The organism is Pseudomonas nunensis (assembly GCF_024296925.1).
Lineage (GTDB): Bacteria > Pseudomonadota > Gammaproteobacteria > Pseudomonadales > Pseudomonadaceae > Aquipseudomonas > Aquipseudomonas nunensis.
Genome location: NZ_CP101125.1, coordinates 3,013,320 through 3,039,700, shown reverse-complemented (window position 1 = coordinate 3,039,700; position 26,381 = coordinate 3,013,320). Strand labels below are relative to the sequence as shown.

20 protein-coding genes and 1 tRNA gene are annotated in these 26,381 nt (G+C 57.6%); 9 read left to right on the top strand and 12 right to left on the bottom strand.

The window, feature by feature from the left end:
• Positions 1–65: 65 nt before the first annotated feature.
• Positions 66–1,175, top strand: a complete 1,110-nt coding sequence (locus NK667_RS12980; RefSeq protein ID WP_054615000.1) for a PilT/PilU family type 4a pilus ATPase — start codon at positions 66–68, stop codon at positions 1,173–1,175.
• 175 nt (positions 1,176–1,350) lie between these two features.
• Positions 1,351–5,157 carry a hypothetical protein gene (locus NK667_RS12975; RefSeq protein WP_054614999.1) on the top strand — a complete coding sequence of 1,269 codons (3,807 nt, stop codon included), beginning with the start codon at positions 1,351–1,353 and terminating at the stop codon, positions 5,155–5,157.
• Positions 5,158–5,173: 16 nt separating this feature from the next.
• Here the strand turns inward: NK667_RS12975 and NK667_RS12970 are convergent, their stop codons facing one another.
• The 10 genes from NK667_RS12970 to NK667_RS12925 all read right to left on the bottom strand — a co-directional run bounded on the left by NK667_RS12970 (position 5,174) and on the right by NK667_RS12925 (position 18,307).
• Positions 5,174–7,129, bottom strand: coding sequence for an acetoacetate--CoA ligase (locus NK667_RS12970; protein WP_054614998.1), 1,956 nt, complete (start codon positions 7,127–7,129; stop codon positions 5,174–5,176).
• 188 nt (positions 7,130–7,317) lie between these two features.
• A complete protein-coding gene (gene hbdH, locus NK667_RS12965) occupies positions 7,318–8,091 on the bottom strand; it encodes a 3-hydroxybutyrate dehydrogenase (protein ID WP_054046617.1) in 774 nt (257 codons plus the stop codon).
• A gap of 7 nt (positions 8,092–8,098) precedes the next feature.
• Positions 8,099–9,490: a GntP family permease gene (locus tag NK667_RS12960; protein ID WP_054046615.1), complete on the bottom strand. Its 1,392-nt coding sequence runs from the start codon at positions 9,488–9,490 to the stop codon at positions 8,099–8,101.
• A 286-nt stretch (positions 9,491–9,776) separates the two neighbouring features.
• The gene (locus tag NK667_RS12955) at positions 9,777–11,192 is read right to left on the bottom strand and encodes a sigma-54 interaction domain-containing protein (RefSeq protein WP_054614997.1); all 1,416 of its coding nucleotides are present in this window, start codon (positions 11,190–11,192) and stop codon (positions 9,777–9,779) included.
• Positions 11,193–11,344: 152 nt separating this feature from the next.
• Complete coding sequence (locus NK667_RS12950) at positions 11,345–12,919, bottom strand: ABC transporter ATP-binding protein (protein ID WP_054614996.1); 1,575 nt, start codon at positions 12,917–12,919, stop codon at positions 11,345–11,347.
• 14 nt (positions 12,920–12,933) lie between these two features.
• Positions 12,934–13,956, bottom strand: a complete 1,023-nt coding sequence (locus tag NK667_RS12945) for an ABC transporter permease (RefSeq protein WP_054614995.1) — start codon at positions 13,954–13,956, stop codon at positions 12,934–12,936.
• Positions 13,956–15,017: a microcin C ABC transporter permease YejB gene (locus NK667_RS12940; RefSeq protein ID WP_054046607.1), complete on the bottom strand. Its 1,062-nt coding sequence runs from the start codon at positions 15,015–15,017 to the stop codon at positions 13,956–13,958. Before NK667_RS12940 ends, NK667_RS12945 begins: the two co-directional genes overlap by 1 nt.
• Positions 15,017–16,885: an extracellular solute-binding protein gene (locus tag NK667_RS12935; RefSeq protein ID WP_054614994.1), complete on the bottom strand. Its 1,869-nt coding sequence runs from the start codon at positions 16,883–16,885 to the stop codon at positions 15,017–15,019. Before NK667_RS12935 ends, NK667_RS12940 begins: the two co-directional genes overlap by 1 nt.
• 137 nt (positions 16,886–17,022) lie before the next feature.
• Positions 17,023–17,304, bottom strand: coding sequence for a peptidylprolyl isomerase (locus NK667_RS12930; RefSeq protein ID WP_003445034.1), 282 nt, complete (start codon positions 17,302–17,304; stop codon positions 17,023–17,025).
• Positions 17,305–17,425: 121 nt separating this feature from the next.
• Positions 17,426–18,307 (bottom strand): esterase/lipase family protein, encoded by an 882-nt coding sequence (locus NK667_RS12925; protein ID WP_054614993.1) that lies wholly within the window; start codon positions 18,305–18,307, stop codon positions 17,426–17,428.
• A 339-nt stretch (positions 18,308–18,646) separates the two neighbouring features.
• Here NK667_RS12925 and NK667_RS12920 point away from each other — a divergent pair, with 339 nt between their 5' ends.
• Positions 18,647–19,690, top strand: coding sequence for a hypothetical protein (locus NK667_RS12920; protein ID WP_054614992.1), 1,044 nt, complete (start codon positions 18,647–18,649; stop codon positions 19,688–19,690).
• Between the two features lie 50 nt (positions 19,691–19,740).
• Here NK667_RS12920 and NK667_RS12915 read toward each other — a convergent pair whose 3' ends face one another.
• Positions 19,741–20,817, bottom strand: a complete 1,077-nt coding sequence (locus NK667_RS12915) for a 3-deoxy-7-phosphoheptulonate synthase (RefSeq protein ID WP_054614991.1) — start codon at positions 20,815–20,817, stop codon at positions 19,741–19,743.
• Positions 20,818–21,153: 336 nt separating this feature from the next.
• Positions 21,154–21,282, bottom strand: coding sequence for a hypothetical protein (locus tag NK667_RS32555; RefSeq protein ID WP_256207487.1), 129 nt, complete (start codon positions 21,280–21,282; stop codon positions 21,154–21,156).
• Positions 21,283–21,444: 162 nt separating this feature from the next.
• On the opposite strand from NK667_RS32555, the gene NK667_RS12910 reads away from it, so the two are divergent.
• The 6 genes from NK667_RS12910 (at position 21,445) to tssB (ending at position 26,377) form a co-directional block, all read left to right on the top strand.
• Positions 21,445–21,888 carry a GNAT family N-acetyltransferase gene (locus NK667_RS12910; RefSeq protein ID WP_054614990.1) on the top strand — a complete coding sequence of 148 codons (444 nt, stop codon included), beginning with the start codon at positions 21,445–21,447 and terminating at the stop codon, positions 21,886–21,888.
• A gap of 126 nt (positions 21,889–22,014) precedes the next feature.
• Positions 22,015–22,656 (top strand): response regulator transcription factor GacA, encoded by a 642-nt coding sequence (gacA, locus tag NK667_RS12905; RefSeq protein WP_082356623.1) that lies wholly within the window; start codon positions 22,015–22,017, stop codon positions 22,654–22,656.
• A 2-nt stretch (positions 22,657–22,658) separates the two neighbouring features.
• The gene (uvrC, locus tag NK667_RS12900) at positions 22,659–24,482 is read left to right on the top strand and encodes an excinuclease ABC subunit UvrC (protein WP_054046595.1); all 1,824 of its coding nucleotides are present in this window, start codon (positions 22,659–22,661) and stop codon (positions 24,480–24,482) included.
• 32 nt (positions 24,483–24,514) lie between these two features.
• Positions 24,515–25,075 carry a CDP-diacylglycerol--glycerol-3-phosphate 3-phosphatidyltransferase gene (pgsA, locus tag NK667_RS12895; RefSeq protein ID WP_054046593.1) on the top strand — a complete coding sequence of 187 codons (561 nt, stop codon included), beginning with the start codon at positions 24,515–24,517 and terminating at the stop codon, positions 25,073–25,075.
• A 63-nt stretch (positions 25,076–25,138) separates the two neighbouring features.
• Positions 25,139–25,214 (top strand) — tRNA-Gly (locus tag NK667_RS12890).
• 659 nt (positions 25,215–25,873) lie between these two features.
• Positions 25,874–26,377 carry a type VI secretion system contractile sheath small subunit gene (gene tssB, locus NK667_RS12885; RefSeq protein ID WP_054614989.1) on the top strand — a complete coding sequence of 168 codons (504 nt, stop codon included), beginning with the start codon at positions 25,874–25,876 and terminating at the stop codon, positions 26,375–26,377.
• Positions 26,378–26,381: the final 4 nt, after the last annotated feature.

The window sequence follows — 26,381 nt, the reverse complement described above, 5'->3', positions numbered from 1 at the left end:
TGGTCCGATGGGTCACGGTATCGGGCCATATCCGTTCATTGAATGCTTCGCGGGTGCTTTTTGCCATGGAAATCGATTTATTGTTGCGGCAACTGGCCAGCCAGGAGGGCTCCGATCTTTACCTCTCCACCGGCGCGCCACCCAGTGCGCGGTTCGATGGCGTGCTCAAACCCTTGTCCGAACAGCGGTTCAAACCGGGGGAAATCGCGGCCATCGCCGAGTCCATCATGGACGCCGAACAGCGTCTGGAGTTCGATCGGGAACTGGAAATGAACCTGGCGATCTCCCTGCCAGGGGTCGGACGCTTTCGGATCAACCTGTTCAAACAACGCAATGACGTGTCGATTGTCGCGCGTAACATCAAGCTCGACATCCCGCGCTTCGAAGACCTCAACCTGCCGCCGGTGCTGCTCGAAACCGTGATGCTCAAGCAAGGCCTGATGCTGTTTGTCGGCGCCACCGACTCGGGAAAGTCCACCTCCCTGGCGGCGCTGATCGATTACCGTAACCGCCACAGCAGCGGCCACATCATCACCATCGAAGACCCGGTGGAATATATCCATCGGCACAAAAAGTCGATCATTAACCAGCGTGAGGTCGGCGTCGATACCCGCAGTTTTCATTCCGCGTTGAAAAACACCCTGCGCCAGGCCCCGGACGTGGTGCTGATCGGTGAAATCCGCGACCGCGAGACCATGGAGCACGCGTTGACCTTTGCCGATACCGGTCATCTGGTGATCTCCACCCTGCACGCGCACAACGCCAACCAGGCGCTGGACCGCATCATCAATTTCTTCCCTCAGGAGCGTCGCGAACAATTGCTGCACGACCTGGCCAACAACCTCAAGGCGTTCGTTTCGCAGCGTCTGGTGCGCACCCGCGACGGCCAGCGCCGGGCGGCGGTGGAGGTGATGTTGGGGACGCCGACCATTGCCGATCTGATCCGGCGTAATGCGTTTGATGAACTTAAAGGGATCATGGAGAAGTCGGTGGAGTTGGGGATGCAGACATTTGACGGGGCGCTGTACGCGTTGGTCGTGGAAGGTGCGATCAGTGAGGAGGAGGCGTTAAAACATGCTGATTCAGTGAATAACTTGCGGTTGCGCCTGAAGTTGCATGTCGAAACGTTACCTGACCAACCAGGCTCTGCGGGAGAGTGGGGGCTGGTGGATTAAGCGTATTTATTAGTTAAGCCCATGGCATTTTAAGTGGCGCAGTGGCGCAGGCGACCGCTATTCATTGTCCGTTGAAACGCTATCTAATAGAAGATGGCTTGAGGGTTTTTCTGTTGTGGGCAAGTATCTTGCTCTCAATAATTATGCCGGCAGAAAGTTGGTAGGAAGATCCTTGATGATAACCAGAAATAAACCGAAGGCTGTTGGCTCGGTTGCTGCCCAAACACATAACCTGCGCATGAGTGAAGATGCTTTCGAGAAGCAACTGTTATTGGCTGAACTGCAAGAACTTGTAGAGAAACATGGAGGTGTCGATACCCGGTTGGTCGATTTGGATAACATGCCTTTTCAATTGCGTGTGGGGTCCTCGCTTTATCAGGCGCACACCCCGGCCAAAGTTCTGTTGGAAGAAATGCTGAAGTTCAAGTCGATGATCGGGGTACACGCGCGCTATCGAACTAAAGAAACAGATGAATTCTGCATCACCGGGCGTGGCGAGGTCATTGTTTTCGCTGGTCAGGATAAACACGACATTACGCAAAGGCTGGATGCCGATCCGAACGCTATCGAGCGAATCCGTTTATTGGCCGGGTTCGCCAAGGTGACGGGGGAGTTCGTGTGGGACTCTGATGAAGTGGTGTTGTCCCAGTGGTTGAGGTTTCACGACCTCTATGTGCCAGCGACAATCGCCGGGGTGAAGAATCTGATTGCCTTCCTGACACTGGAATTGCCGGATGTTGAGCCGCTCGGTAATTATTGGGGGCAGCTCGTCGCTGAGGATGATTCGTCGGCCGTATTAACCGATGAAGAAATACAAAGAGTCAGGGCGCTCACAGCGAAGACGCTTTCTCAAAAGGGAAGGCTACTTGAAAAGTTGTACTCTGAAAGTGTGAAAGCGTTACCAGACCCATATGACCCGCAGGCGGCCAGCCGGTTGATCAAGGAAATGTTTCTCCACTCCACGTCCCAGGCTCTCGCGAAAAAATACATCAGCGAGTTGCAATGGTATGGCGCTGGCCCGGATGAAAACGTTACCGCCGAAGACCTTGCCCAAATACTCGTTACTGCAGTCCTTCTTGATCTTGATCATCACAGTGGCCGGGACTCTCGGCGGAACCACATCTGCGGCTACGATCTTTATCAGCCTGCGAATGCTGATTTACCATACTTTCTGATTCTTGATGATCTTGAACGTTATCTGCTGAGCAATCAGATTGTTTCAATGAGGCTCTCGCGGTTGGCGATTCATCTGCTATTGGCTAAAGCGGCACCGGAATTCCTGGTCAGGGATATCCCAGATCAATTGCTGGTCGGCTCGGTGGGCTGGGTGAGTTTTTGCAGTGCCGTGGCAACCCTCGAACTGAAGTCGCCGGGGAGCTCGCAATCGATGACTTATGATCAAGTAATGGCATTCGCCGGGATCGAGCCCGTCGGCCCGTGGATTGAAAAGCTCCAAGGGTTGGCGGCGATCCCGTCCATTATCGATTGGGGCCTGATCAATAAACTGATTACCCATGAGCAGTTAGCCGAGTCCGAAAAAGATACGTCGATCGTCGCAGTGACAGCCTATGACGGATACGCGACTTCGATTGCTCAGGCAGCCGAGACATTCTCGACAGTGATGCCTTCTCGCAAGCAGGTTGCTCTGAAAGCGCTGGAGGATGCTGCACCGGGCTTTAATCTTGAGGAGCGTTCACTTTTTACCCGCAAGGACAGGGACTACAAGCAAGGCACCAATACGCGAAACTGGTCCTCCCGTCCTGATGAACAACCGAACTCGATTTACCGCCCGACCGGCCATCCGCTATCAATGGTCGATGCACACATTAGCGGGTATCTGGTCGGTGGTAATTGGGACAAGCTTAACGGGGAGAGTATTTTTAAAACCTGGCCGGGTTTATCCGGACTGGACAATGTAGATGTTGAGTTTGACCGAGTGCTGAAGGCGCATTACAGCAAAATGAACAGTGCGCACGTCACGATAATGAAGTTGGCGATGTCTTCTATGATGGACGCCGACCGTGTTGTTTTCCAAAACAGCAAAATCGGTTTTTTTACGCTGCGTCCATCCGTGGCGAAAAATCATATTCCCGAGGTGACTTCCGGCCTGGTAGGCAGTAGTACGCCGGGGCGAAATTATCTAGCGGAAACCCAAGCGGAGAAGGACGCTGCTACGGGGCGCTATGGCGTGGTGATGTGCGCCTTCCACGGCAATGATCAAATTACCTGTTATGAAGTTTTCATTCTGCTGGGCAAGTGCCAAAAAAACCCGGAGTTGGGCGCACTGATTGGAAGAACACAAAAAATGCGCACCGCAGCCAGAGTGGATTTTTCCGGCGATATGTCAGAGAAAACACGGGCAATCCCCACAACTGCGGATATTCCTGTTGATATCAGGAATTACACCCACGGTGTGCATAGCAACATTAAGGTCTACAGCGCAGCGGTAATCGAAAAACTCGGCGAAATTGCAGGGCCGAACATTCGTGTTTCGCGCGGACATAGCATCTACAAGAATTACGCAAGCGAACAGTTTGACAAAATCGCGACGTTTATCGTGAAGAACCGTCCGCTGGTGACCTACGAAGAGCTTAAGGAAATTGCCACAGAATTGACCTGGATGGAGGAGAAGATCCTCACTCAGAAGGCGCAGACGGAATTTCTTGTCAATTTGATCGTGCCGTTCAAAAGCTGCATTGAGGACTTGAGTTCTGGCGATAAAAATCGGGTAGCCGACGGGGCTTTTGGCTGCATCATGGATACCCTTGCGCTGTTCGGTACAGCGGTAGGTGTCGTAAGCAAAGTCATGAGCGTCGCCGCCAGAAGTGTTTCGATGACGTCCAAAGTTGCCAGCCTGGCGAAATTCGCCATCACCACGACTATATCGATGTTCAATCCTCTGGATGGGGCGGGAACGGTTGGGCGAAGCGCGGGGAAACTGTTTCACAAAGGCTCCTTGAAGTTAGGCGCTGGCGTTCTTCAAACGTTTGAAACCGCGACCTTCCAGCTACGCAAAATTGCGGGTAGCGCCCAATCTTATGATCTGATCAAGGCTGCCGATTATTCACACATCGGCCAAGGTCTGTGGCGCCCGCTGGAGAATGGCGGCGATGCAGTGAGTATTTGTGCGATTGCCCGAAAGGAGCGTTGGTTTGCCATGAATCGACTGGGTAAACCATGGGGGCCGAAACTGAAACGCTTTGACTTCACACAGTCGCTCAGCGTACCCAGGTTTCACAAACTATTGCCTGCGGATTACACCCATTTGATTCTGCGCAAAAGTTTGCCAATTGCCCGTTCTAAGATCGCCAATGCGTTGGTGACATTGGGCGAACACTCCAACAGTCTGGACACCAATCTGGTGATCGGGTTGTTGTTTGGCAGTACGGCAAAGGGGCGAGATCAGGCGCTGAATTTCCTGAAAGTAGTCAAGACTGACTTTGATGGTTTGTCCGGCAGAAACTTCGTCTTGGCAGCGGTAAAAGATGACATCACCACGGCCTCCCTCATGCCAGTGGAATACAAGGCATGGAAAAAAGACGGCGCGGTTGCCGGGGTAGATCAACCGGTGATTACCGTCTACAGCGACAACCTGAATGATCATTTTTACCGGGAAAAGCTCAACTACGAGGTCATCGCCATCGATCTGGTGCATGAAATGTTCAGGGGCGGGCCAGACGCGAAAGGTTTGAGCTACGCACTCGACCCGCAGACAAAGAGTCAGGACACTTATCAATTGAATGTCGCGCCGTTACTGAATCTTGCCTTGGGCGAACTTGCGATTTCGTTAGAGTCGCCAGTACAAAAACATGACAGTGCCAGGTCTCTGGAAAATGCGGACACCTTCAGTCTCGCGGTTGTGTTGTTCGACCAATTGATGACCGATAAATCAAGGTTTTTGCAGAACACCCGGATCATGTCTGCCGCTGTCGGAAAACGTCGCAGCGGCCCTATAGAGGGAGAGGTTCTGATCAGCCTTTGATCCCTTTTGACGGCTATTAGTCGACCAACTCCGGTCGATCCCGAAACTGCTCCAGCGCTTCGGGATTGGCCAGTGCATCGGTGTTTTTCACGGGCTGCCCATGCACTACATTTCTCACCGCCAACTCCACCACTTTGCCGCTGATGGTGCGCGGAATGTCCGTCACGCTGAGGATTTTCGCCGGCACATGCCTCGGTGTTGTGTTGGCACGGATGACTTGGCGGATCTGCTGCTCTAATGCTTCATCAAGCGTGACGCCATCCTTCAGGCGCACAAACAGCACCACCCGCACATCATCCTGCCATTGCTGACCGATCGCCACGCTGTCCTGCACCTGCGGCACTTTCTCGACCTGACGGTAAATTTCCGCCGTGCCAATGCGCACGCCGCCGGGGTTGAGTACCGCGTCGGAGCGGCCATGGATCAGCATCCCGCCGTGGGGCAGTTGCTCGGCGTAGTCGCCTTGGGCCCAGACGCCGGGGAACTGGCTGAAGTAAGAAGCGCGGAGTTTTTCGCCCGTAGGGTCATTCCATAAACCGATGGGCATCGCCGGAAAGTGCCGGGTGCACACCAGTTCGCCTTTTTCGCCGATCACCGGTTGCCCGGCGTCGTTCCAGACCTCCACCGCCATCGCCAGGCTTTTGCCCTGGATTTCCCCACGGCGCACCGGTTGCAACGGATTGCCGACCACGAAGCACGAAACGATGTCGGTGCCGCCGGACATCGAAGCCAGGCACACGTCGGGTTTGACGTCACGGTAGACGAAATCGTAACTCTGCGGTGACAGCGCCGAACCGGTGCAGAGCAGCGTTTTGAGGCTGCTCAGGTCGTGGCTCTGGCGAGGTTTCACGCCATTGCTTTCGAGGGTCGCAAGGAACTTGGGGCTGGTGCCAAAGACGTTGATGCGTTCGTCATCGATCAGGTCGATCAAGCGCTCGGGGCCGGGATGAAACGGTGAGCCGTCGTACAGCACCACGGCACTACCGACAGCCAGGGCCGACACTAGCCAGTTCCACATCATCCAGCCGCAGGTGGTGTAGTAAAACAACCGGCTGCCGGGGCCGAGGTCGCAATGCAGGCCGTGTTCCTTGGCGTGTTGCAGCAGCACACCGCCGGTGCTGTGGATGATGCATTTCGGCACGCCGGTGGTGCCGCTGGAATACAGGATGTACAGCGGATGGGCGAACGGCACGGGGACGAAATCCGGCTCGCCGCCGACGTCGTAGAAATCATCCCACAGCGTCACATTGGCCTGGGTGTGGAAGTCTTGAATGTGCGCGTGGGGCCGGGCGTAAGGCACCACGATCAACTGTTGCAAGGACGGCAGGCGTTCGAGGATTTCGTTGACCTTGGCTGTCTGGTCGATCTCCTTGCCGGCATAGCGATAACCGGCACAGGTGATCAGGACCTTTGGCTCGATCTGACCGAAACGATCGATCACCCCTTGGGTGCCGAAGTCCGGTGACGAACAGGACCAGATCGCTCCGAGGCTGGTGGTGGCCAGCATCGCCACCAGGGTTTGCCAGGTGTTGGGCATGCACGCCGCGACCCGGTCGCCGAGGCCGACGTTCGCGGCTTTCAGGCTGTTCTGGAACCCGGCGACATTGCTGGCCAGTTCGGCCCAGGTCAATTGCTCGCGCTGACCGTTTTCCGCAATAGCAACCACTGCCACAGCATCGTCGCGACGACGCAGGAGATGCTCGGCGAAGTTCAGGGTCGCGCCGGGGAACCATTCGGCGCTGGGCATCTGCGGGCCTTCACGCAGTACCGCGTCGGGCTGGTCGTGGAAGCGGATGTCGAAGAAGTCAACGATGGCCTGCCAGAACGCTTCGCGCTGATCGATAGACCATTGGTGCAGGGCAGGGTAGTCGTCGATCTTGAGGTGATGACGTTGATTGACGAAGCGCCGAAACGCCTCCATGCGGGTTTTGCCGATGCGTTCGGCGCTGGGTTGCCACAAAACGTCTGACATAAGTGTCCCCTTATCTTTCTTATTGCACGCATGGCTCTTGTGGCGAGGGAGCTTGCTCCCGCTCGGCTGCGCAGCAGCCGCAAATCCGGTGAATGCGACTTGTCTGTTGAATCACCTGCTCAGGTTTTGGGGCGGCTCCGCCACCCAACGGGAGCAAGCTCCCTCGCCACAGGGGTCCAGCCGGCGAATTACTGCGCCAACCACCCACCATCAATATTCCACGCCGCGCCACGCACCTGGCTGCCGGCCTCGCTGCACAAGAACAGCACCAGTTCACCCAACTGCGGCGGGGTCACGAATTCCAGGGACGGCTGTTTCTCCGCCAACAAATCATGCTGCGCCTGCTGCGGGTCGATCCCGGTGGCCGCGCGATCGTCGATCTGCTTTTGCACCAACGGCGTCAACACCCAGCCCGGGCAGATCGCATTGCAGGTCACCTGGGTGGTCGCGGTTTCCAGGCCAACCACTTTGGTCAACCCGATCACCCCATGCTTGGCGGCGACGTAAGCCGCTTTGCCCACCGAACCGACCTGGCCGTGAACCGAAGCAATGTTGATGATCCGGCCCCAGTTCTTGGCGCGCATACGCGGCAGGCACAGGCGCGTGCTGTGAAACACCGACGACAGGTTGATCGCGATGATCGAATCCCAGCGCTCCAGCGGAAAGTCTTCCACCGCCGCCACATGCTGAATTCCGGCGTTGTTGACCAGAATATCCACGCCACCGAACTCACGCTCCGCGTAGGCAATCATCTCGGCGATCTGTTGCGGGTTGCTCACGTCGGCCGGGTGATGCCCGACCTTGCCGCCAAACTGTTCCACTTCGGCAATCACCTTGGACGCATCGCCGAAACCGTTGAGCACCACATTGGCGCCGGCCTTGGCCAGGCTGAGGGCGATCCCCAGGCCAATGCCGCTGGTGGAACCGGTGACCAATGCGGTCTTGCCTGTAAGAGTCGTCATGAATACCTCACACAATGCCAGTGGCGTAGAAAGTACCGATCACCACAAAAACCGCCAGGGTCTTGATCAGCGTAATACAGAAAATGTCTTTGTAGGCTTCGCGGTGCGTCAGGCCGGTGACCGCGAGCAGGGTAATCACCGCGCCGTTGTGCGGCAGGGTGTCCATGCCGCCGCTGGCCATCGCGGCCACCCGGTGCAGCACTTCCAGCGGAATGTTCGCGGCGTGGGCCGCGGCGATGAAGTCATTGGCCATGGCCGCCAGCGCAATGCTCATGCCCCCGGATGCGGAACCGGTGATGCCGGCCAGCAAGGTCACGGTAATCGCTTCGTTGACCAGCGGGTTGGGAATGCTTTTCAGCCAGTCGGCCAATACCAGGAAGCCCGGCAGGGAGGCGATCACCGCACCAAAACCGTATTCCGACGCAGTATTCATCGCCGCCAGCAGCGCGCCGCTGACCGCACTTTTACTGCCTTCGGCCAATTTGCTGCGAATCGCCTGAAAGCCAAACACCAGCACCATGATGATACCGACCAGCAACGCGGCCTGAACTGCCCAGATCGCCGTGAGCTTGGCGATTTCGGTGGTCACCGGCGTCGCCATGCCCGGCAGCGAGAGGCTGTGGGTCTTGCCGTACCACTGTGGAATCCACTGGGTGAACAGCAGGTTCATGATGCCCACCGCCAATAGCGGCGACAGCGCGATCCACGGGTTCGGTAACTTGATGTCCGCAGCAGTTTCCGGCTCGTTGCGCAGCTCGGTGCCGTAGCCTTCACCGGCACGCTGGGCCTTGTTGCGTTGGCGCTGCAGAAACAGCATGCCGGTGCAGAACACGAAAATCGTGCCGATCAGGCCCAGCCAGGGCGCCGCCCAGGCGGTGGTGTTGAAGAAGGTGCTGGGGATGATGTTCTGGATCTGCGGAGTGCCGGGCAGGGCATCCATGGTGAAGGAAAATGCGCCGAGGGCGATGGTCGCCGGGATCAGGCGTTTCGGGATGTTGCTCTGGCGGAACATCTCGGCGGCAAACGGGTAGACCGCGAACACCACCACAAACAGCGACACGCCGCCGTAGGTGAGCAGGGCGCAGACCAACACGATCACCAGCATCGCCTGGCGGGTGCCGAGCAAGCGAATGGCGGCCGCGACAATGGAGCGGGAGAACCCCGACAACTCAATCAGCTTGCCGAACACTGCGCCGAGCAGGAACACCGGGAAATACAGTTTGATGAAGCCGACCATTTTATCCATGAACACCCCGGTGAAAGCAGGGGCGACGGCCGAAGGGTCAGTGAGCAGGACAGCGCCGAGGGCGGCAATCGGGGCAAAGAGGATAACGCTGTAGCCACGGTAGGCAGCCAGCATCAGCAGCGTGAGAGCTGCCAAGGCAATGATCACACTCATGGTGTGTCTCCTGGATTGTTATTTTTGTAGGGTGGATCTTTTGTGGGAGAGGGCTTTAGCGGGAATCGTGCCAATCGATTAAGTTGTTGAAATATAAAGATAAATTGTTTGGTTGGCGGGGCGGGTTCGGTGATTTGTCTCTAATTTGAGATGTATGTTGGGTGGGTGGGCCTCTTCGCGAGCAAGCCCGCTCCCACAGGGGGGATGTGTACAACACAAATCCACTGTGGGAGCGGGCTTGCTCGCGAAGCTTTTGATCTTTCTAAATATGGAGACATCAGTCTCTCTATAGAGACTCCGCAATCCCCAACGCCACCATTTTCTTATACAAAGTCGACCGCCCAAGCCCCAATCGCGCCGCCGCCTCAATCACCTTGCCCCCACATTGCGCGAGCGCCGACTCAATCAACTGCCGATCAAACCGCTCACGAGCCTCACTGAACGTCTCATGCGCGGTGGGCTCTATCGTAAGGTTGGGCGTGCGCTCAACCGGGGTAAATGTGCCAATCGCTGCGCGAATGTCAGCCGCGTTCAGCATCAAGTCATCACTGAGCAACGCCGCGCGCTCCAACACGTTGCGCAACTCGCGAATATTTCCCGGCCAGGCGTGCTGGCCCAGCAGCTCCAACGCTTCGCGGTTCAACTCGTGCTGACTGCGCAGTTCTTCAAGGATCGCTTCGCTGAGAGCGGGGATATCGTCGAGCCGGTCGCGCAGCGGTGGAACCTGGATCGGCAGGACGTTGAGGCGGTAGTACAAATCCGCACGAAATTCGCCACGCTTGATCGCTGCTTCCAGATCTGTGGACGTGGCGGCGATCACCCGCACATCGCTCTGGATTACTTCATTGGAGCCCACCGGCTCGAACTCTTTTTCCTGCAACACCCGCAGCAGCTTGCTTTGCAGGGGCAAGGGCATGTCGCCGATCTCATCCAGGAACAGCGTGCCGCCCTGGGCGATCTGCAACTTGCCGACCCGACCCTTGCGGTCCGCGCCGGTAAACGCGCCGGGGGCGGTGCCAAAGAATTCCGCTTCCAGTAATGACTCGGGAATCGCCGCACTGTTGATGCTGACAAACGCCTTGTGCGCCCGAGGCGAAGCGCCGTGGATGGCCTGGGCCAGCAACTCCTTGCCGGTGCCGGTTTCTCCGAGCAACAGCACTGGCGATTCGGCACTGGCACTGCGCCGGGCCCGGCGTTTTACTTCCAGGCTGGCGGCGCTGGTACCGATGAAATGGGCGAAGTTGTATTTGGTTTGCCGTGCGCGCAGCAGCGAGCGGGTGGAGGCCAGTTCTTCCTGCATGCTCAGGTAGCGCTTGAGCATCGGCGACAGACTGCGCAGTTCGTCGAACAGGGCAAAACCGATCGCGCCGATCACTGCGCCGGCGTCGTCATGAATCGGCAGGCGCATTACCACCAGCGGTTCTTTGGGCGTGTCCTGCATGTCGAGCAAAATCGGCCGGCCGGTGCGCACCACTTCGCGCAGCAGACTGCCGGGGATAACACTTTCACAGGCTTTGCCGATCGCGACTTCCGCCGATTCCAGGCCGAAGCGCCGGGCGTAGCGTTCGTTCATCCAGACAATATTCGCGTCGCGGTCGACAATCACCGTGCCTTCGCTCGACTGCTCGATGATCTCGAACAACGAACGGATCGCCAGCATGCGAACGCGCTGGTAGTCCTTGAGGCTTTCGGTGGTGTTCATGGTTTCAGGTCCAGAAGTTGTGTTGTCTGTCGGGGCCTCTTCGCGGGCAGGCCTCGCTCCTACAGGATTTAAGTCGCATGCCGGAAATGGGCGCAACGCATAATCTGTAGGAGCGAGGCTTGCCCGCGAAGGCCGCGCCTCGGTCCAAAGGCCTACCCCGGATGCGCCGCCGCCAACAGTTCCTTGGTATACGGATGCTGCGGCGAGTCGAACACATCATGGCTGGCGCCGCTTTCCACCACTTTGCCATCCTTGATCACAATCATGTCATGCGCCAGGGCGCGCACCACCGCCAGATCATGGCTGATAAACAGGTAGGTCAGGCCGTGTTTTTCCTGGAGATCCCGGAGCAGGGCGACCACTTGTTTTTGCACGGTGCGGTCCAGCGCCGAGGTCGGTTCGTCCAGCAGGATCAGCGCCGGCTTGAGCACCAGTGCCCGGGCGATGGCGATGCGTTGCCGTTGGCCACCGGAAAACTCATGCGGATAGCGATGACGGCTTTGCGGGTCGAGGCCGACTTCAACCAGTGCCCGAATCACTTCAGCCTTGCATTCCTCGGCGGTCAGTTGGCTATGCACTTCCAGCCCTTCGCTGATGATCTGCGCCACGGACATGCGGGGGCTCAAGCTGCCGAACGGGTCCTGGAACACCACCTGCATTTTCTTGCGCCACGGCCGCAGCTGTTTTTGCGTCAAGCCATCCAGCGCCTCGCCCTGAAAGCGAATACTGCCTTCGGAGTCGAGCAAACGCAGGATCGCCTGGCCCAAGGTGGACTTGCCTGAACCGGACTCGCCGACGATGCCCAGGGTTTTGCCGCGCTGGACATGCAGGCTGATGCCATCCACCGCGTGCAACCAGGTCTTGCGCTGGAACAACCCGCCGCCCAGGGCAAACTTGACGTGCAGGTTGTCGACTTCCAGCACCTTCTCGCGTTCATCCCGGGGCAGGGCTTCGCCTTCCGGTTCGGCGTTCAGCAGCACGCAGCTGTAAGGATGCTTCGGCTCGGTGAACAGCGTCTCGCAAGGGGCTTGCTCGACAATTTCCCCTGCCTTCATCACGCACACCCGCTGGGCAATGCTGCGCACCAGATTGAGGTCATGACTGATCAGCAGCAGCGACATGCCAAGCCGTTGTTGCAGGGACTTGAGCAGCAGCAGGATCTTGCGCTGCACCGTCACATCCAGCGCGGTGGTCGGTTCGTCGGCGATCAGCAACTCCGGCTCACAGGCCAGGGCCATGGCGATCATCACCCGTTGCCGCTGGCCGCCGGACAGTTGATGCGGGTAGGCCTTGAGCCGTTCCTTGGGTTTCTTGATGCCCACCAGTTCCAGCAGTTCGAGAATCCGCGCTTGCGCCGCTTTGCCCGCCAGACCCTTGTGCAGCAGCAAGGTTTCGCCGATCTGCTTTTCGATGCTGTGCAGCGGATTCAGCGAGGTCATCGGCTCCTGGAAGATCATCGCGATCCGGTTGCCGCGCAACTGGCGCAGCACCTTGGCATCGGCACCGACCAATTCCTGGCCGCGATAACGAATGCTACCGCGGGTTTCAGTGCCTTCCTCAGGCAGCAATTGCAGGATCGAATGGGCCGTCACCGATTTACCTGAGCCCGATTCGCCCACCAGTGCCAGGCATTCGCCGGGGCGGATGTCCAGGCACAGGTTGCGCACCACGGTCTGGCCGCTGAAGGCTACGTTGAGGTCACGGATTTCGATCAGGTTGTCACTCATATCTACCGTCCGTTTCATGATCTTGGATCAAAGGCATCACGCAACGCCTCGCCGATAAATACCAGCAAAGAAAGAATCAGCGCGAGGGTGAAAAACGCCGTCAGACCCAACCATGGCGCTTGCAGGTTCTGCTTGCCCTGGCCGATAAGTTCGCCCAGGGAAGCACTGCCGGCAGGCATGCCGAAGCCGAGAAAGTCCAGCGCGGTAAGGGTGGAAATCGCCCCTGTGAGGATAAACGGCAGATAGCTCAAGGTTGCATTCATGGCATTCGGCAGGATGTGCCGCACGATCACTTTTTGGTCGCTCAGGCCCAGCGCGCGAGCAGCCTTGACGTATTCCAGGTTGCGCCCGCGCAGGAATTCGGCGCGCACCACGTCCACCAGGGCCAGCCATGAAAACAGCGCCATGATCCCCAGCAGCCACCAGAAATTCGGTTCGACGAACCCCGACAGAATAATCAGCAGGTACAGCACCGGCAGCCCCGACCAGACTTCCAGCAAACGTTGGCCCAGCAGATCGACCCAGCCGCCGTAATAGCCTTGCAGTGCGCCGGCGGCAATACCGATCAATGCACTGACTAAGGTCAGCATAAGGGCAAACAGAATCGACACCCGCGCACCGAAAATTACCCGGGCCAGCACATCTCGTGCCTGGTCGTCGGTGCCCAGCCAGTTGACCTTCGTCGGTGGGCTCGGCGCCGGTTTGTTCAGGTCGTAGTTGGGGGTGTCGTCGCTGAACGGGATCGGCGGGAACAGCAGCCAACCGCCGTCCTTCTTGATCAGCTTCTGTACATAGTCGCTGCGGTAATCGGCCTGGAACGGCAGTTGCCCGCCAAACTCCTGTTCGGTGTGGCGCTTGAACGCCGGGAAGTACAGCGAGCCTTGGTAACTGACGATCAGCGGTTTGTCGTTGGCGATCAGTTCGCCGCCGAGGGTCAGCAGGAACAACCCGATAAACAGCCACAGCGACCACCAGCCCCGGCGGTTTTTCTTGAAACGTTCGAAACGGCGCCGGCCCAGCGGCGAAAGCTTGAACATCAGGCGTTCCTCGCGGCGAAGTCGATACGCGGGTCGACCAGGGTGTAGCAGAGGTCGCCGACCAGTTTTATCAGGAGGCCGAACAAGGTGAAGATGAACAGCGAACCGAACACCACTGGGTAGTCCCGTGATACGGCGGCTTCGTAGCTCATGCGACCCAGACCGTCGAGGGAGAAGATCACCTCAATCAGCAAGGAGCCAGCGAAGAACACGCTAATGAAGGCCTGGGGAATCCCCGACACCACCAGCAACATCGCATTGCGGAACACATGGCCGTACAACACCCGTCGCTCGCTCAAGCCTTTTGCACGGGCCGTGACCACGTATTGGCGGGTTATTTCATTAAGGAAGGAATTCTTGGTCAGGATGGTCAGGGTGGCGAACCCGCCGATCACCAACGCAGTGACAGGCAAGACCAGGTGCCAGAAGTAATCGGCGATTTTGCCCAGGGTCGACAGCGATTCGAAGTTATCCGAAACCAGCCCGCGTACCGGGAACCAGTTCAGCGACGTGCCGCCGGCAAACACCACGATCAGGAACATCGCGAACAGGAACGCCGGCATGGCATAGCCAATGATGATCGCGGTGCTGCTCCAGATGTCGAAGTGGCTGCCGTGGTGCACCGCTTTGCGAATGCCCAAGGGAATCGATACCAGATAAGTGATCAGCGTCGCCCAGAGCCCGAGGGAAATGGTCACTGGCATTTTTTCCAGGATCAGGTCGGTGACGGTGGCGCCACGGAAGAAACTCTTGCCGAAATCCAGGCGTGCGTAGCTTTTAAGCATCAGCCACAAGCGTTCCGGTGCCGGTTTGTCGAAGCCGTATTGTTTTTCGATCTCTTTGATCAGTTGCGGGTCGAGGCCGCGACTGGCCCTGGACGTGCCGTGCATCGTCTCGCTGGAGCCACCGCCGACCGTCGCGCCGCCGATGCCTTGCAGGTGCGCGATGGCCTGTTCCACCGGACCGCCGGGCGCGGCCTGGACGATCACGAAGTTGACCAGAAGAATGATGACCAGCGTCGGAATGATCAGCAGCAAACGCCGCAGTATGTAAGCCCACATCAATGTGGTCCTCCGGATTTTCCGCGCTTGATCAGTTCGGCGGTCATCTGTTCGTTGGTCAGGGGCGTGGAGCTCACTTCCCACCAACTCTCGATGGCTTCGTCATTGCTCGCTTGCACATTGGGAATGCCGAAGCGGTTCCACCATACGGTTGAGCTGCCGGGCGGGTAATAGTTGGGGATCCAGTAGTAGTTCCATTGCAGCACCCGGTCCAGGGCATGGGCGTAGCGCAGCATTTCGGCCTGGGTGTTGGCGCGGATCAGGCCGTTGATCAGCGTATCGACCGCCGGGTTCTTCAGCACCATGTAATTGTTGGCGCCGGGGTCGTTGGCCGAGGCCGAGCCGAAATAATTGACCAGCTCGCCACCAGGGGAGGTGGTCACGGGGTAGCCGGTGATGACCATGTCATAGTCCCGGGACATCAGGCGGTTGACGTATTGGGACGAATCGATGCGGCGGATATTGAGGTCGATGCCGATCTGTTTCAGCGTGCGTTTATACGGCAGCAGCAGTCGGTCAATGCCGTTCTGGCTGGTGAGGAAGGTAAAGCTCAGCGGCTCGCCCTGAGCATTCACCAGTTGATCGCCATCGGGTTTCCAGCCGGCCTGTTCCAGCAGGTCCAGCGCTTGTAACTGCTTGTCGCGAATCACGCCGCTGCCATCGGTCTTCGGTGCTTCGAAGACCTGGGTGAAGACCTCGTCGGGAATCTGCCCGCGCAGCGGTTCGAGGATCGCGAGTTCAGCAGCATCCGGAAGCTGTCGAGCGGCGAGGTCAGTATTGGAAAAGAAGCTCTGCTGGCGGATGTACAGGTCGCGCATCATCTGTCGGTTGCTCCATTCGAAATCCCAGAGCATGGCCAGGGCCTGGCGCACACGACGGTCCTGGAACATCGGGTTTTGCAGGTTGAAGACGAAACCCTGGGCTGTTTGCGGTGCGTCGGTTGCCAGATGCGCTTTGCGCAGTCGACCGTCGCTCAAGGCCGGGCCTTCGTAACCGATGGAGTAACCGGTGGCGGAGAACTCACGGTTGTAGTCGTAGGCGCCACCGCGCAATACCTGGCGGGCGACGTCGGTATCGCCGAAGTACTCGATGCTGAAATGATCGAAATTGTAGAGGCCACGACTGACCGGCAAGTCCTTGCCCCACCAGTCGGCGTTGCGCTCGAAGGTGATGCTGCGCCCGGAATCAACCTTGCCGACCCGGTACGGGCCGCTGCCCAGTGGCGCTTCGTAACCGCCGCCGCTGGCGAAGTCGCGGGTCTTCCACCAATGCTCGGGGAAGACTGGCAAGGTCGCGATATCCAGGGGCAGGGTGCGGTTTTCATTGCTCTTGAAGTCGAACCGGATGGTCAGGGGCGATTCGATTTCGGTGCCTTTGACATCGGCGAACTGGGTGCGATAGCGCAGGCTGCCCTGAGTCATCAGCAGGTCGTAGGTGTAGCGCACGTCTTCGGCGGTGATCGGCGTGCCATCGGCGAATCGGGCCTTGGGATTCAGATAGAAGCGTAGGGACATACCATCCTCGGACCGCTCCATCTTCTCTGCCACCAGACCGTAAACCGTATAAGGCTCGTCCTGCGAACGCTGGGCCAGGGGCGAATAAAGCAGGCCATCAATCTGGTTCACACCGATGCCCTTGTCGATGTAGGGCAGGATATGGTCGAAATTCCCGATCTCGATGGCCGAGCGGCGCATCGTGCCGCCCTTGGGGGCTTGGGGATTGGTGTAGGCGAAATGACTGAAACCGGCGGGATACTTCGCCGGTTCGCCATACACGGTCAACGCGTGTTGCGGTGCAGCATTCACACCAGCGGCACTCAAGAGCAGGGCCACGGCAGTGAATATCAAAGTGGGGAAAAGCAGTCGCATTGTCAGCCTTAGAGCCGGGTGATCGATAAGCGCAATTTGTACGCTAGCGGCGCGTCACTCGCCAGCCGAATCACGTAACCAAATACACAACGGCCCACCAAAAGGCGGGCCGTTGTATTGAAAACTCAACCGCTGGATCAGTCCTGGCGGCTGGTCACTTCCAGCAGGTGATAACCGAACTGGGTTTTCACCGGGCCTTGCACGACGTTGATTGGCGCGCTGAAGACCACGGTGTCGAATTCCTTGACCATCTGGCCTGGACCGAACGAACCCAGGTCACCGCCCTGACGGCTGGACGGGCAAGTGGAGTTGGCTTTGGCAACTTCGGCGAAATCAGCGCCACCTTCGATCTGGGCTTTCAGTTCGTTGCACTTGTCTTCGCTGGCAACAAGGATGTGGCGGGCAGTGGCTTTAGCCATGGGAAAATTCTCCATTCAGTGTTCAGTAAAGTGCTGAGCCTACCGGATTCAGTGGCCTATTTCTTCTCAAAGTTCCATCTGAAGCCGGGCGGGCAATGGCAGGTCCGTATAAAGGAAGGATTTAAAGGCCGACGTTTCTCAAACGCTCGGCGTGCTCGACGTACAGATCAATCGGGTTGACCCCTTTGCTGCCGCGGTCAGTCGTCTGGCTGAGGCTGTCCATGTGATCCATCGGATAGTCGGAGCGGATCACTTTGCCCAGGTGGGAACTGTATCGGCCGACCAACCCGTCGTTTTGCCCGGCCTCGGTAATGAAATACTCGGAGAAAGCCCGGCAAAAGGCGTGGGTCGGGTCGAGAGCCCCGAGCCCTTGGTCAAGAATGGTCCCTTGCAGAGTCCCGCTCCAAGAGTAATAGCGTACGCCATTGACCACTTCCCGACCCTTGCCTCCCCAGGTCTTCGGCAGGCCCTGCGGGTACTTGTCGTTGAAAGCGCCGACGCCTTCGGTGGTCAGGGCGTTGAGTGCGGCAATTGCGTTTTGCGGCAAGTGAAGATTGCCGCTCAGCAGCGACAGGAAATCAGCAAACAGCGTTGCGACCTTTCTGGCTACATGCTCCGGCAAACGCCCCGGCGTCAGGGCCTTGCGCAAGAAGTCGGCCAGTTCCGAGCCATGGTTGGGGCCGCTGACGGAGGTAATCGATGCGACCCATTGTGGCCCGACAGCAGCCGCGTAGCGGGCGGCCAGTGCGCCCTGGCTATGGCCGATCAGGTTGACCTGGCTCGCACCGGTGCCTTCCAGTACCCGTTCGATCTGGGTCAATAGCTGATCGCCGCGCACCTCATTGCTGTGGGTAGCCGACAGGTGAGGTACGAAGACTCTTGCCCCGTGACTTCTCAGGGCCTGCTTGACATCATGGAACAGTTCATATTTGCCGATACGGTCGAAGCCAAAGAGTCCGTGTACCAACAGGATTGGGTGTTGAGTTGTTGCATTCCGTTGCATGTTCGTGCCTTTTCGCAGAAGTTCGAGGATGTGCGCCGGGCTCCACTCTAAAACACTCCCGCCACTCGGTGATGTCTGAAAAAGCCGCTGTTTTCGGGGGAAAACGGAATAGAAAACGTCTGAAAATTCCGATCTGGCTGAAGCCTATGTCGGAACATTTCGACATCTTTTTATACCGTCAAGAGTGATTCTCACCAAAGGCCTACTTCATAAGCCGCATTTGTCCGTGGCACCTGTAGTGATCACCTGACATCGCCAAGCAGCGGGATCGGCTTAAATAGGCTTCGTTCGATGCCGACCTGCGGGGCGGCGGATATTTCCAAGGAATGGAGTAGATGAATGGGTACCTATGAAGTAAATGCAGGAAAGCTGTCACTGCCGGCCCCACAGTTAGCGGAGGCGGATAACGCGGTTCTCGATCCGGCCTGCAGAAAAGCCGTGGTCACGGTCTTGCCTTATCCAGGCATGGCGAGCGGAGACAGGCTGGTGCTGCACTGGTCGGGGCTCAATGCCGAGGGGCAGATCTATCGGCACGAAGTTTCTCAGTTCGTCAGTCAGGGGCAGGTAGACAAAGAGGTTGTCTTTCCCGTCGCCGGGGCACACATCGGCGCGCTGGATGGCGGTTCACTGGAGATCTACTACACGCTGACCAGCCGTTGTTTACCCGAGTCGGCGCAGTCCCGGCATTTGCAGCTGAATGTTGGCGATGCCCGCCCCGGTTTGTTGCCGCTGGTTGTGAATGATGCCGTGGGCGGTACGCTCGACCCGGACCGGGTGGTTGAAGGTGCGCGCCTTACGATTCGGCCTTACGCCCGGATGGCCGCTGGCGACCGTGTAGTACTGGTCTGGGAGGGTGTTACCCCGCAATTGAGCTTCAACGACAGGTTGAGTATCGAAGCCTTTGCAGTGGGGCAGGAGCTTTCATTTTGGGTCAGTCCCGAGTTCATTGCCCCTGGTCTTGGATCGTCAGTGACGATCACCTATTGCATTGAGCAGCATGGACAGGCACCGCTTTATTCAGAACCGATGCGATTGTCCATCGGGCCGCTGCAGCGACCACAGCTGGTGGCCCCCATCATATTGGAGGCCGAGGAAGGCTGGCTGGACCTGCAAGACTCGATTGATGGGGTTACTGTCGTGATTGACGACGCCCGAACCGAGGCGGGCGAGTTGGTGTATCTGAGGTGTGACGGTGTCCACTTCAGCCACCGGGATGAGCGTGATATTTGCCGGGAGATGGCGGGTGAGCCACTGGTGTTTATCGTGCCTTACCGATTCTGGAGAGAGCACCAGGGCTCGACGGTTCGTGTCAGTTATTCGGTTGAACGACTGGACGATGTGAGCCAAGTGTCAGATGTGGCATTGGTTCAGGTGCAGGGGTAAGTCGCGTCGTGGCCTTCCAGTCTTCGATTGAAGACTGGAAGAGGCGTTGGTCATGCCAGTTGCTGGGTGCGAAGCCGGTCTGCTGCCTGGCGCAGCAATTGTTCGGTCGCGCTCCAGCCGAGGCAGCCATCCGTTACCGATACACCGTATTGCAGGGACGAACTCAACGGTTGGCAGCCTTCGAAGAGGTGGCTTTCGATCATCATGCCGATCAGTGAGCGATCGCCTTGCAGGCGTTGTTCGAGCACGTCGTTGAACACGGCTGGCTGACGCAATGGATCTTTACCGCTGTTGGCGTGACTGCAATCCACCATGATCCGGGCCGGGATTTTCAGTTTGGCCAGGTCGTGGTTGATGTGGGCAACGCTATCGCGGTCGTAGTTCGGTCCGCGATGGCCTCCACGCAATACCAGGTGGGTATCGGGATTGCCCGGTGTCTGGATGATTGCAGGATGCCCCTGGCTATCGACGCCGAAATGCCTGTGCGGGTGGGCTGCCGAGCGCATGGCATCACTGGCAACCGTGACGCCGCCATCGGTGCCGTTCTTGAAGCCCACTGGCATGTTCAGGCCGCTGGCCATTTCCCGGTGGATCTGCGACTCGGTGGTGCGTGCACCGATGGCGACCCAACTGAGTAAGTCATCGAAGTAACCGGCGGCCATCGGTTGCAGCAGTTCGGTGGCAATCGGCAAGCCGAGGCGGAGCATTTCGCGCATCAGTTCCCGAGACAGGGTCAGGCCACCGGCCATGTCGTCGCTACCATCGAGCTGTGGATCGTAGGCCAGACCTTTCCAGCCGACGGTGGTGCGGGGCTTTTCGACGTAGGCGCGCATCACCAGGAGCATTTCATCGCTGACCTCAGCGGCCAGGCGCGCGAGATTAGCGGCGTATTCGAGGGCTGACTGGGGATCGTGAATGGAGCACGGGCCGACGATGACCAGCAAACGGGAGTCTTCACCGTTCAGGATGGCGCGTACCGCTTGGCGGTGGCTGGCGACCTGCTGGGTCAGGGCGGTGCTGAGTGGCAATTGCTGTTTGAGTTGCAATGAGCTGGGCAGGCGCAGGGTCAGCGCTTCATTGGCCGGGATCAAGGTGGACAGTGGCAAAGCAGAGACGGACGAGTTCATATTCATTCTTCCTGGGCTGGCGGCGGGTTCGTTCCCGCGTGCTCGGCCCTACTGGGGTGTTCGACAATTGGCCGGATTGGCTGCGTGTGTGTGCTTGCCACCTGTGGGTGACCGATCGGAGGCGGCAGGCTGTCCCGAGCGGAGGCTGGTAAATCGCCAGGCGGTAAAACTGTCGTGACGGTAATAAGTGGCGTAGTTCATTTTCTGGATCCTCAAGTTGTCTGGTGTGTCGCTAAAAATTCTGGGGCTGAAAAAACAAAACCCCCGGTCGGGAGGCCGACCGGGGGTTGAGAATTCTCTGGTGGCGACCCGTTTAAAGTGGGCGCCGTGTGGGTATCAGGCGCGCCAGTGGCTAAACCAATACCCAAAATAAAAGCTGACCGGAGCACAAACGTCATTCGCCCGGGCAGCCGCCATCGAGCGCAGGGCGCTGACGGTACGAAGCTGTGAGAGGGCGTTGAACATGATCTGTCTCCGATGAATGCGCCGAGCTTACTAGAGGGACGTAGGCAGATTCAATCAGAAAATACTATCGGGCGGCGACGGCGTTTCCTATCGCTTGAGTGCATGAAGGGGTATGACACACTGGGCGCTTCGCTAAAAACCAATTTCGTTGCGGAGCGTTGAATGGTTTTCGAATTACGTCAGGCGACAGCCCTGGATCTTGATTTTGCTCGGGGCCTGACCTGTCAAAACATGCTGCGTTATTACATCCAGTACGACCTGTTATGGCTGGATGAAGCCTTCGACGTGGCTTGGGCGGGGCGGGAAAACTGGCTGATTATGAAAAGCGACGTTCCGGTGGGTTATTGCAGCCTGAGTCGTGATGCCAGGGCCTTGTACATACGCGAACTGCACGTAACCGAAGCATTTCAGCGACAGGGCGCAGGTTCCTGGGCGATCGATCAGGTATTGGCCATGGCCCGCGCAGAACGACGACCTGCCTTGCGCCTGACTGTCTTCAAAAATAATCCGGCGCAGGCGCTGTATCGACGCATGGGGCTGGAGGTGGTCGGCGAGGACGAGTGTTTCCTGAGAATGCAGCGTGAAACTGCTACCCCTCAGCGCTGAAACACGCAAGGGGCAAGCCTTGAAAGATGAATTGAAACTTTTTATATGACGCTTGCCGCTAGGTCTGCCAGTCGCTTTTTGCTAAGGTGTCGGCAACCCAATACGACCATATCGCGAGGTGTCTGCTTGATTAGGGTGCTAGTAGTCGATGACCATGATCTCGTTCGTACAGGCATTACACGAATGCTGGCTGACATCGATGGCCTGCAAGTAGTCGGCCAGGCCGAGTCAGGGGAGGAATCCCTGCTCAAGGCGCGTGAGTTGAAACCCGATGTGGTTCTGATGGACGTCAAGATGCCCGGGATCGGCGGTCTTGAGGCCACGCGAAAATTGCTGCGCAGTCATCCGGACATCAAGGTTGTCGCGGTCACTGTGTGCGAGGAGGATCCGTTTCCTACACGGCTGTTGCAGGCCGGGGCTGCGGGTTACCTGACCAAGGGTGCAGGTTTGCCGGAAATGGTCCAGGCCATTCGCCTGGTATTTGCCGGGCAACGCTATATCAGCCCGCAAATTGCCCAGCAACTGGCGATCAAGTCATTCCAGCCAACCAATGATTCGCCTTTCGACGCATTGTCGGAGCGCGAGATCCAGATCGCGTTGATGATTGTCGGCTGTCAGAAGGTCCAGATCATTTCCGACAAACTTTGCCTGTCGCCGAAAACCGTGAATACCTACCGCTACCGCATTTTCGAGAAGCTTTCGATCAGCAGCGATGTCGAGCTGACACTGTTGGCGGTGCGTCACGGCATGGTCGATGCCAATCTCTGAAAATGACTGAAGTCTTCGATCCGAGTGCATTCCTGTCGACAGTGAGCGGACGCCCTGGCGTCTATCGCATGTTCGACAGCGACGCGCGCCTGCTTTACGTCGGTAAGGCCAAGAATCTCAAGAAACGCCTGGCAAGCTACTTCCGCAAAACCGGTCTTGCGCCCAAGACTGCGGCGTTGGTGGGGCGTATCGCCCAGGTCGAAACCACGATCACGGCCAACGAAACCGAAGCCTTGTTGCTTGAGCAGACGCTGATCAAGGAATGGCGTCCGCCCTACAACATTCTGCTGCGCGACGATAAATCCTATCCTTATGTTTTCCTCTCGGATGGCCAGTTTCCACGCCTGAGCATCCATCGCGGCGCGAAAAAGGCCAAGGGCAAGTATTTCGGGCCGTATCCAAGCGCGGGCGCCATCCGCGAGAGCCTGAGCCTGCTGCAAAAGACCTTTTTTGTTCGTCAGTGCGAAGACAGCTACTACAAGAACCGCACGCGACCCTGCCTGCAATACCAGATCAAGCGGTGCAAGGCGCCGTGCGTCGGGCTGGTAGAGCCGCAAGTGTATGCCGAGGACGTGCGGCATTCGGTGATGTTCCTTGAGGGGCGCAGCAATGCGCTGACGGACGAGCTGTCTGCCGGGATGGAAGAGGCGGCAATCAATCTCGAGTTCGAGCGTGCAGCTGAATTGCGCGACCAGATTTCATTGTTGCGCCGCGTCCAGGACCAGCAAAGCATGGAAGGCGGGACAGGCGATATCGATGTGATCGCTGCGTTCGTCAATCCGGGCGGTGCCTGCGTCCACCTGATCAGCGTGCGTGGCGGCCGGGTGTTGGGCAGCAAGAACTTCTTCCCGCAAGTGGGGATTGAAGAAGACGTTTCCGAAGTCATGGCCGCGTTTTTGGGCCAGTACTACATCACCAGTCCGGAACGGGACTTGCCGAGCGAGCTGATCGTCAACGTGGTTCACGACGATTTCCCGGTGCTGATCACCGCCATCGACGAGCTTCGCGGTCGCGAATTGTCCATCAGCCATCGGGTTCGTGGTACGCGAGCACGCTGGCAGCAGTTGGCGGTCACCAATGCGGAGCAGGCATTAAGCGCGCGGCTGGCCAATCGTCAGCACGTCGCGGCACGTTTCGAAGCGCTGGCCGAAGTCTTGAACCTGGATGAACCGCCGCAGCGCCTGGAATGCTATGACATCAGTCATTCCAGCGGCGAAGCCACCGTGGCGTCCTGCGTGGTGTTCGGTCCGGAAGGCCCGATCAAGTCCGATTACCGCCGCTACAACATCGAGGGCGTGACGCCCGGTGACGATTACGCGGCCATGCACCAGGCCCTGACCCGACGCTTCAGCAAGTTGAAGGACGGCGAGGGCAAGCTGCCGGACATTTTGCTGGTGGACGGCGGTAAAGGGCAGCTTTCGATGGCCCGGGACGTGCTCAATGAACTGGCGGTGCCCGACCTGATTCTGTTGGGCGTGGCCAAGGGCGCTACGCGCAAGGCCGGTTTTGAAACCCTGTACCTGAATGACGCTGCACACGAATTCACGTTGCGCGGTGATTCCCCCGCGCTGCATTTGATCCAGCAGATTCGCGACGAAGCTCACCGTTTCGCCATTACCGGGCACCGGGCACGGCGCGGCAAAACCCGCCGTACGTCCACGCTTGAGGGCGTCGCAGGGGTAGGGCCGACACGTCGGCGCGATTTGTTGAAACATTTTGGTGGATTGCAGGAGCTGTCTCGTGCCAGCATCGAAGAGATCGCCAAAGCACCCGGGATCAGTAAAAAGCTCGCTGAGTCGATTTATGCAAATCTGCACAGCGAGTAGAATGCCAACTCACCTCGTAGCCAGTTGTGCCGATGAATATCCCTAATCTGATTACCGTTCTACGCGTCCTGCTCATCCCGATCTTTATTTTACTGTTCTACCTGCCTTACCAATGGAGCTACCTGGCCTCCAGTTCGGTCTTTGCATTCGCCGCTGCCACTGACTGGCTCGATGGATACCTGGCCCGCCGTCTGGAACAAAGCACGCCGTTCGGGGCCTTCCTCGATCCGGTGGCCGACAAGTTGATGGTCGCTGTCGCGCTGGTATTGCTGGTGCAGGAACACGGCAACCTGTGGCTCACGCTGCCGGCTGCGGTCATTATTGGTCGCGAGATCGTCGTCTCCGCGTTGCGAGAGTGGATGGCCGAACTTGGCGCCCGCGCTCACGTTGCTGTGTCGAACCTGGGCAAATGGAAAACCGCCGCGCAAATGCTCGCGCTGGTGATCCTGCTGGCCAACCCGTCGGACTTCACGTTCTGGGTGTTGGTGGGTTACGCCTTGTTGCTGGTATCGGCAGGCCTGACATTGTGGTCTATGGTCCAGTATCTGCGGGCTGCCTGGCCGCATCTGAAGACCGATGTAGAAAAGAAATAAAACTTTTTTGAATCAAGGGGTTGACGGGGCTTCTGGATTCTATAGAATGCGCCACACCAAGACGCGGGAATAGCTCAGTTGGTAGAGCACGACCTTGCCAAGGTCGGGGTCGCGAGTTCGAGTCTCGTTTCCCGCTCCAAATACAGAAAAAGCGCCACTCATTGAGTGGCGCTTTTTTTTGTGCCTGATATTTGAAAGCCAAGCGCAATGTAAGCGCTACCCCAGCACTAAAATGAATTGTCATGATCAATAAATCCCGCACCGCTTGGCGATGATGGTCTGTCATTGATGGTGACGGCGGGAGGGGGGAAGCACCGGCTGTTTCGCTTCTACTGGGGCGGTGTACAACCTCTGGATCGACTTCCGCCGTCAGGGCCTGAAAGAAGGTCGCCAAGACACACTTTCGCAAATCCTCAACATATTTAAAAAGACGCCCTGCCAACCTTGGGCGATTGCCCTATCAAAGGCATTACCCACGACGACCTTTCTAAGCGTGACCAGGTAAACCTTCCTTCAACCGTGAGATAGTTTGATCGTTAATATACCGATCTGTAAGAAACATCCTCGTAGCGCTGTTGAATTTTCCCTTTCGTGATTTTGGGTAGACAAAAATCATTTTAACTACTCCATGAATAATTCATTTTAATGCGGAAGGACATGAGCGCGCTTTTTGTAAGCGTTTTATGGTCTTTAAACTAAAATTAAACTCGCGTGCTGCGGTTGGTGAACTCTCTAACGTGTCAGTTGGAGGTGTTGCCGCATAACATCCTGCTGCAGAAGTGCCAAAGGAGGGGAGTTATGACTTCAAACAGTTTCCAAAATGAGGTGCCTAAGGCACGGGTCAATATCAAACTTGATCTGCATACCGGTGGTGCTCAAAAACAAGTGGAGTTGCCGCTAAAATTGATGGTGTTGGGCGACTACAGTAACGGGAGAGAACAACGTTCGCTCTCTGAGCGAGACAAGATCGATATCAATAAAAACAACTTTGACAGCGTCTTGGGTGAGTTCGCGCCAGGCCTGAAGCTCGCCGTCAATAACACCTTGGCCGACAACGTGTCTGAAACCTCTGTCGAGCTGCGTTTCCAGAGCATGAAGGACTTTGAGCCCGAGCAGGTGGCGCGGCAGATTCCGCACCTACGTGCCTTGTTGGCCATGCGCAATCTGTTGCGCGATCTCAAATCGAACCTGCTGGACAACGTGACCTTTCGTCATGAGCTGGAACGCATCCTCAAGGATGACGCGCTCAGTGAAGAGTTGCGAGCCGAGTTGGCTGCTTTGGCTTCTAAAGAAGAACGTTAATTCG

Coding starts and splice junctions, on each gene's coding strand:
- hbdH (WP_054046617.1), bottom strand. CDS start 8,091: ATGACGACTCTTACAGGCAAGACCGCATTGGTCACCGGTTCCACCAGC.
- NK667_RS32555 (WP_256207487.1), bottom strand. CDS start 21,282: ATGTTCAACGCCCTCTCACAGCTTCGTACCGTCAGCGCCCTGCGCTCG.
- pgsA (WP_054046593.1), top strand. CDS start 24,515: ATGAATATCCCTAATCTGATTACCGTTCTACGCGTCCTGCTCATCCCG.
- NK667_RS12960 (WP_054046615.1), bottom strand. CDS start 9,490: ATGAGTGTGATCATTGCCTTGGCAGCTCTCACGCTGCTGATGCTGGCT.
- tssB (WP_054614989.1), top strand. CDS start 25,874: ATGACTTCAAACAGTTTCCAAAATGAGGTGCCTAAGGCACGGGTCAAT.
- NK667_RS12925 (WP_054614993.1), bottom strand. CDS start 18,307: ATGCAACGGAATGCAACAACTCAACACCCAATCCTGTTGGTACACGGA.
- NK667_RS12915 (WP_054614991.1), bottom strand. CDS start 20,817: ATGAACTCGTCCGTCTCTGCTTTGCCACTGTCCACCTTGATCCCGGCC.
- NK667_RS12935 (WP_054614994.1), bottom strand. CDS start 16,885: ATGCGACTGCTTTTCCCCACTTTGATATTCACTGCCGTGGCCCTGCTC.
- NK667_RS12930 (WP_003445034.1), bottom strand. CDS start 17,304: ATGGCTAAAGCCACTGCCCGCCACATCCTTGTTGCCAGCGAAGACAAG.
- NK667_RS12980 (WP_054615000.1), top strand. CDS start 66: ATGGAAATCGATTTATTGTTGCGGCAACTGGCCAGCCAGGAGGGCTCC.
- NK667_RS12920 (WP_054614992.1), top strand. CDS start 18,647: ATGGGTACCTATGAAGTAAATGCAGGAAAGCTGTCACTGCCGGCCCCA.
- uvrC (WP_054046595.1), top strand. CDS start 22,659: ATGACTGAAGTCTTCGATCCGAGTGCATTCCTGTCGACAGTGAGCGGA.
- NK667_RS12970 (WP_054614998.1), bottom strand. CDS start 7,129: ATGTCAGACGTTTTGTGGCAACCCAGCGCCGAACGCATCGGCAAAACC.
- NK667_RS12975 (WP_054614999.1), top strand. CDS start 1,351: ATGATAACCAGAAATAAACCGAAGGCTGTTGGCTCGGTTGCTGCCCAA.
- NK667_RS12940 (WP_054046607.1), bottom strand. CDS start 15,017: ATGTGGGCTTACATACTGCGGCGTTTGCTGCTGATCATTCCGACGCTG.
- NK667_RS12910 (WP_054614990.1), top strand. CDS start 21,445: ATGGTTTTCGAATTACGTCAGGCGACAGCCCTGGATCTTGATTTTGCT.
- NK667_RS12950 (WP_054614996.1), bottom strand. CDS start 12,919: ATGAGTGACAACCTGATCGAAATCCGTGACCTCAACGTAGCCTTCAGC.
- NK667_RS12945 (WP_054614995.1), bottom strand. CDS start 13,956: ATGTTCAAGCTTTCGCCGCTGGGCCGGCGCCGTTTCGAACGTTTCAAG.
- NK667_RS12955 (WP_054614997.1), bottom strand. CDS start 11,192: ATGAACACCACCGAAAGCCTCAAGGACTACCAGCGCGTTCGCATGCTG.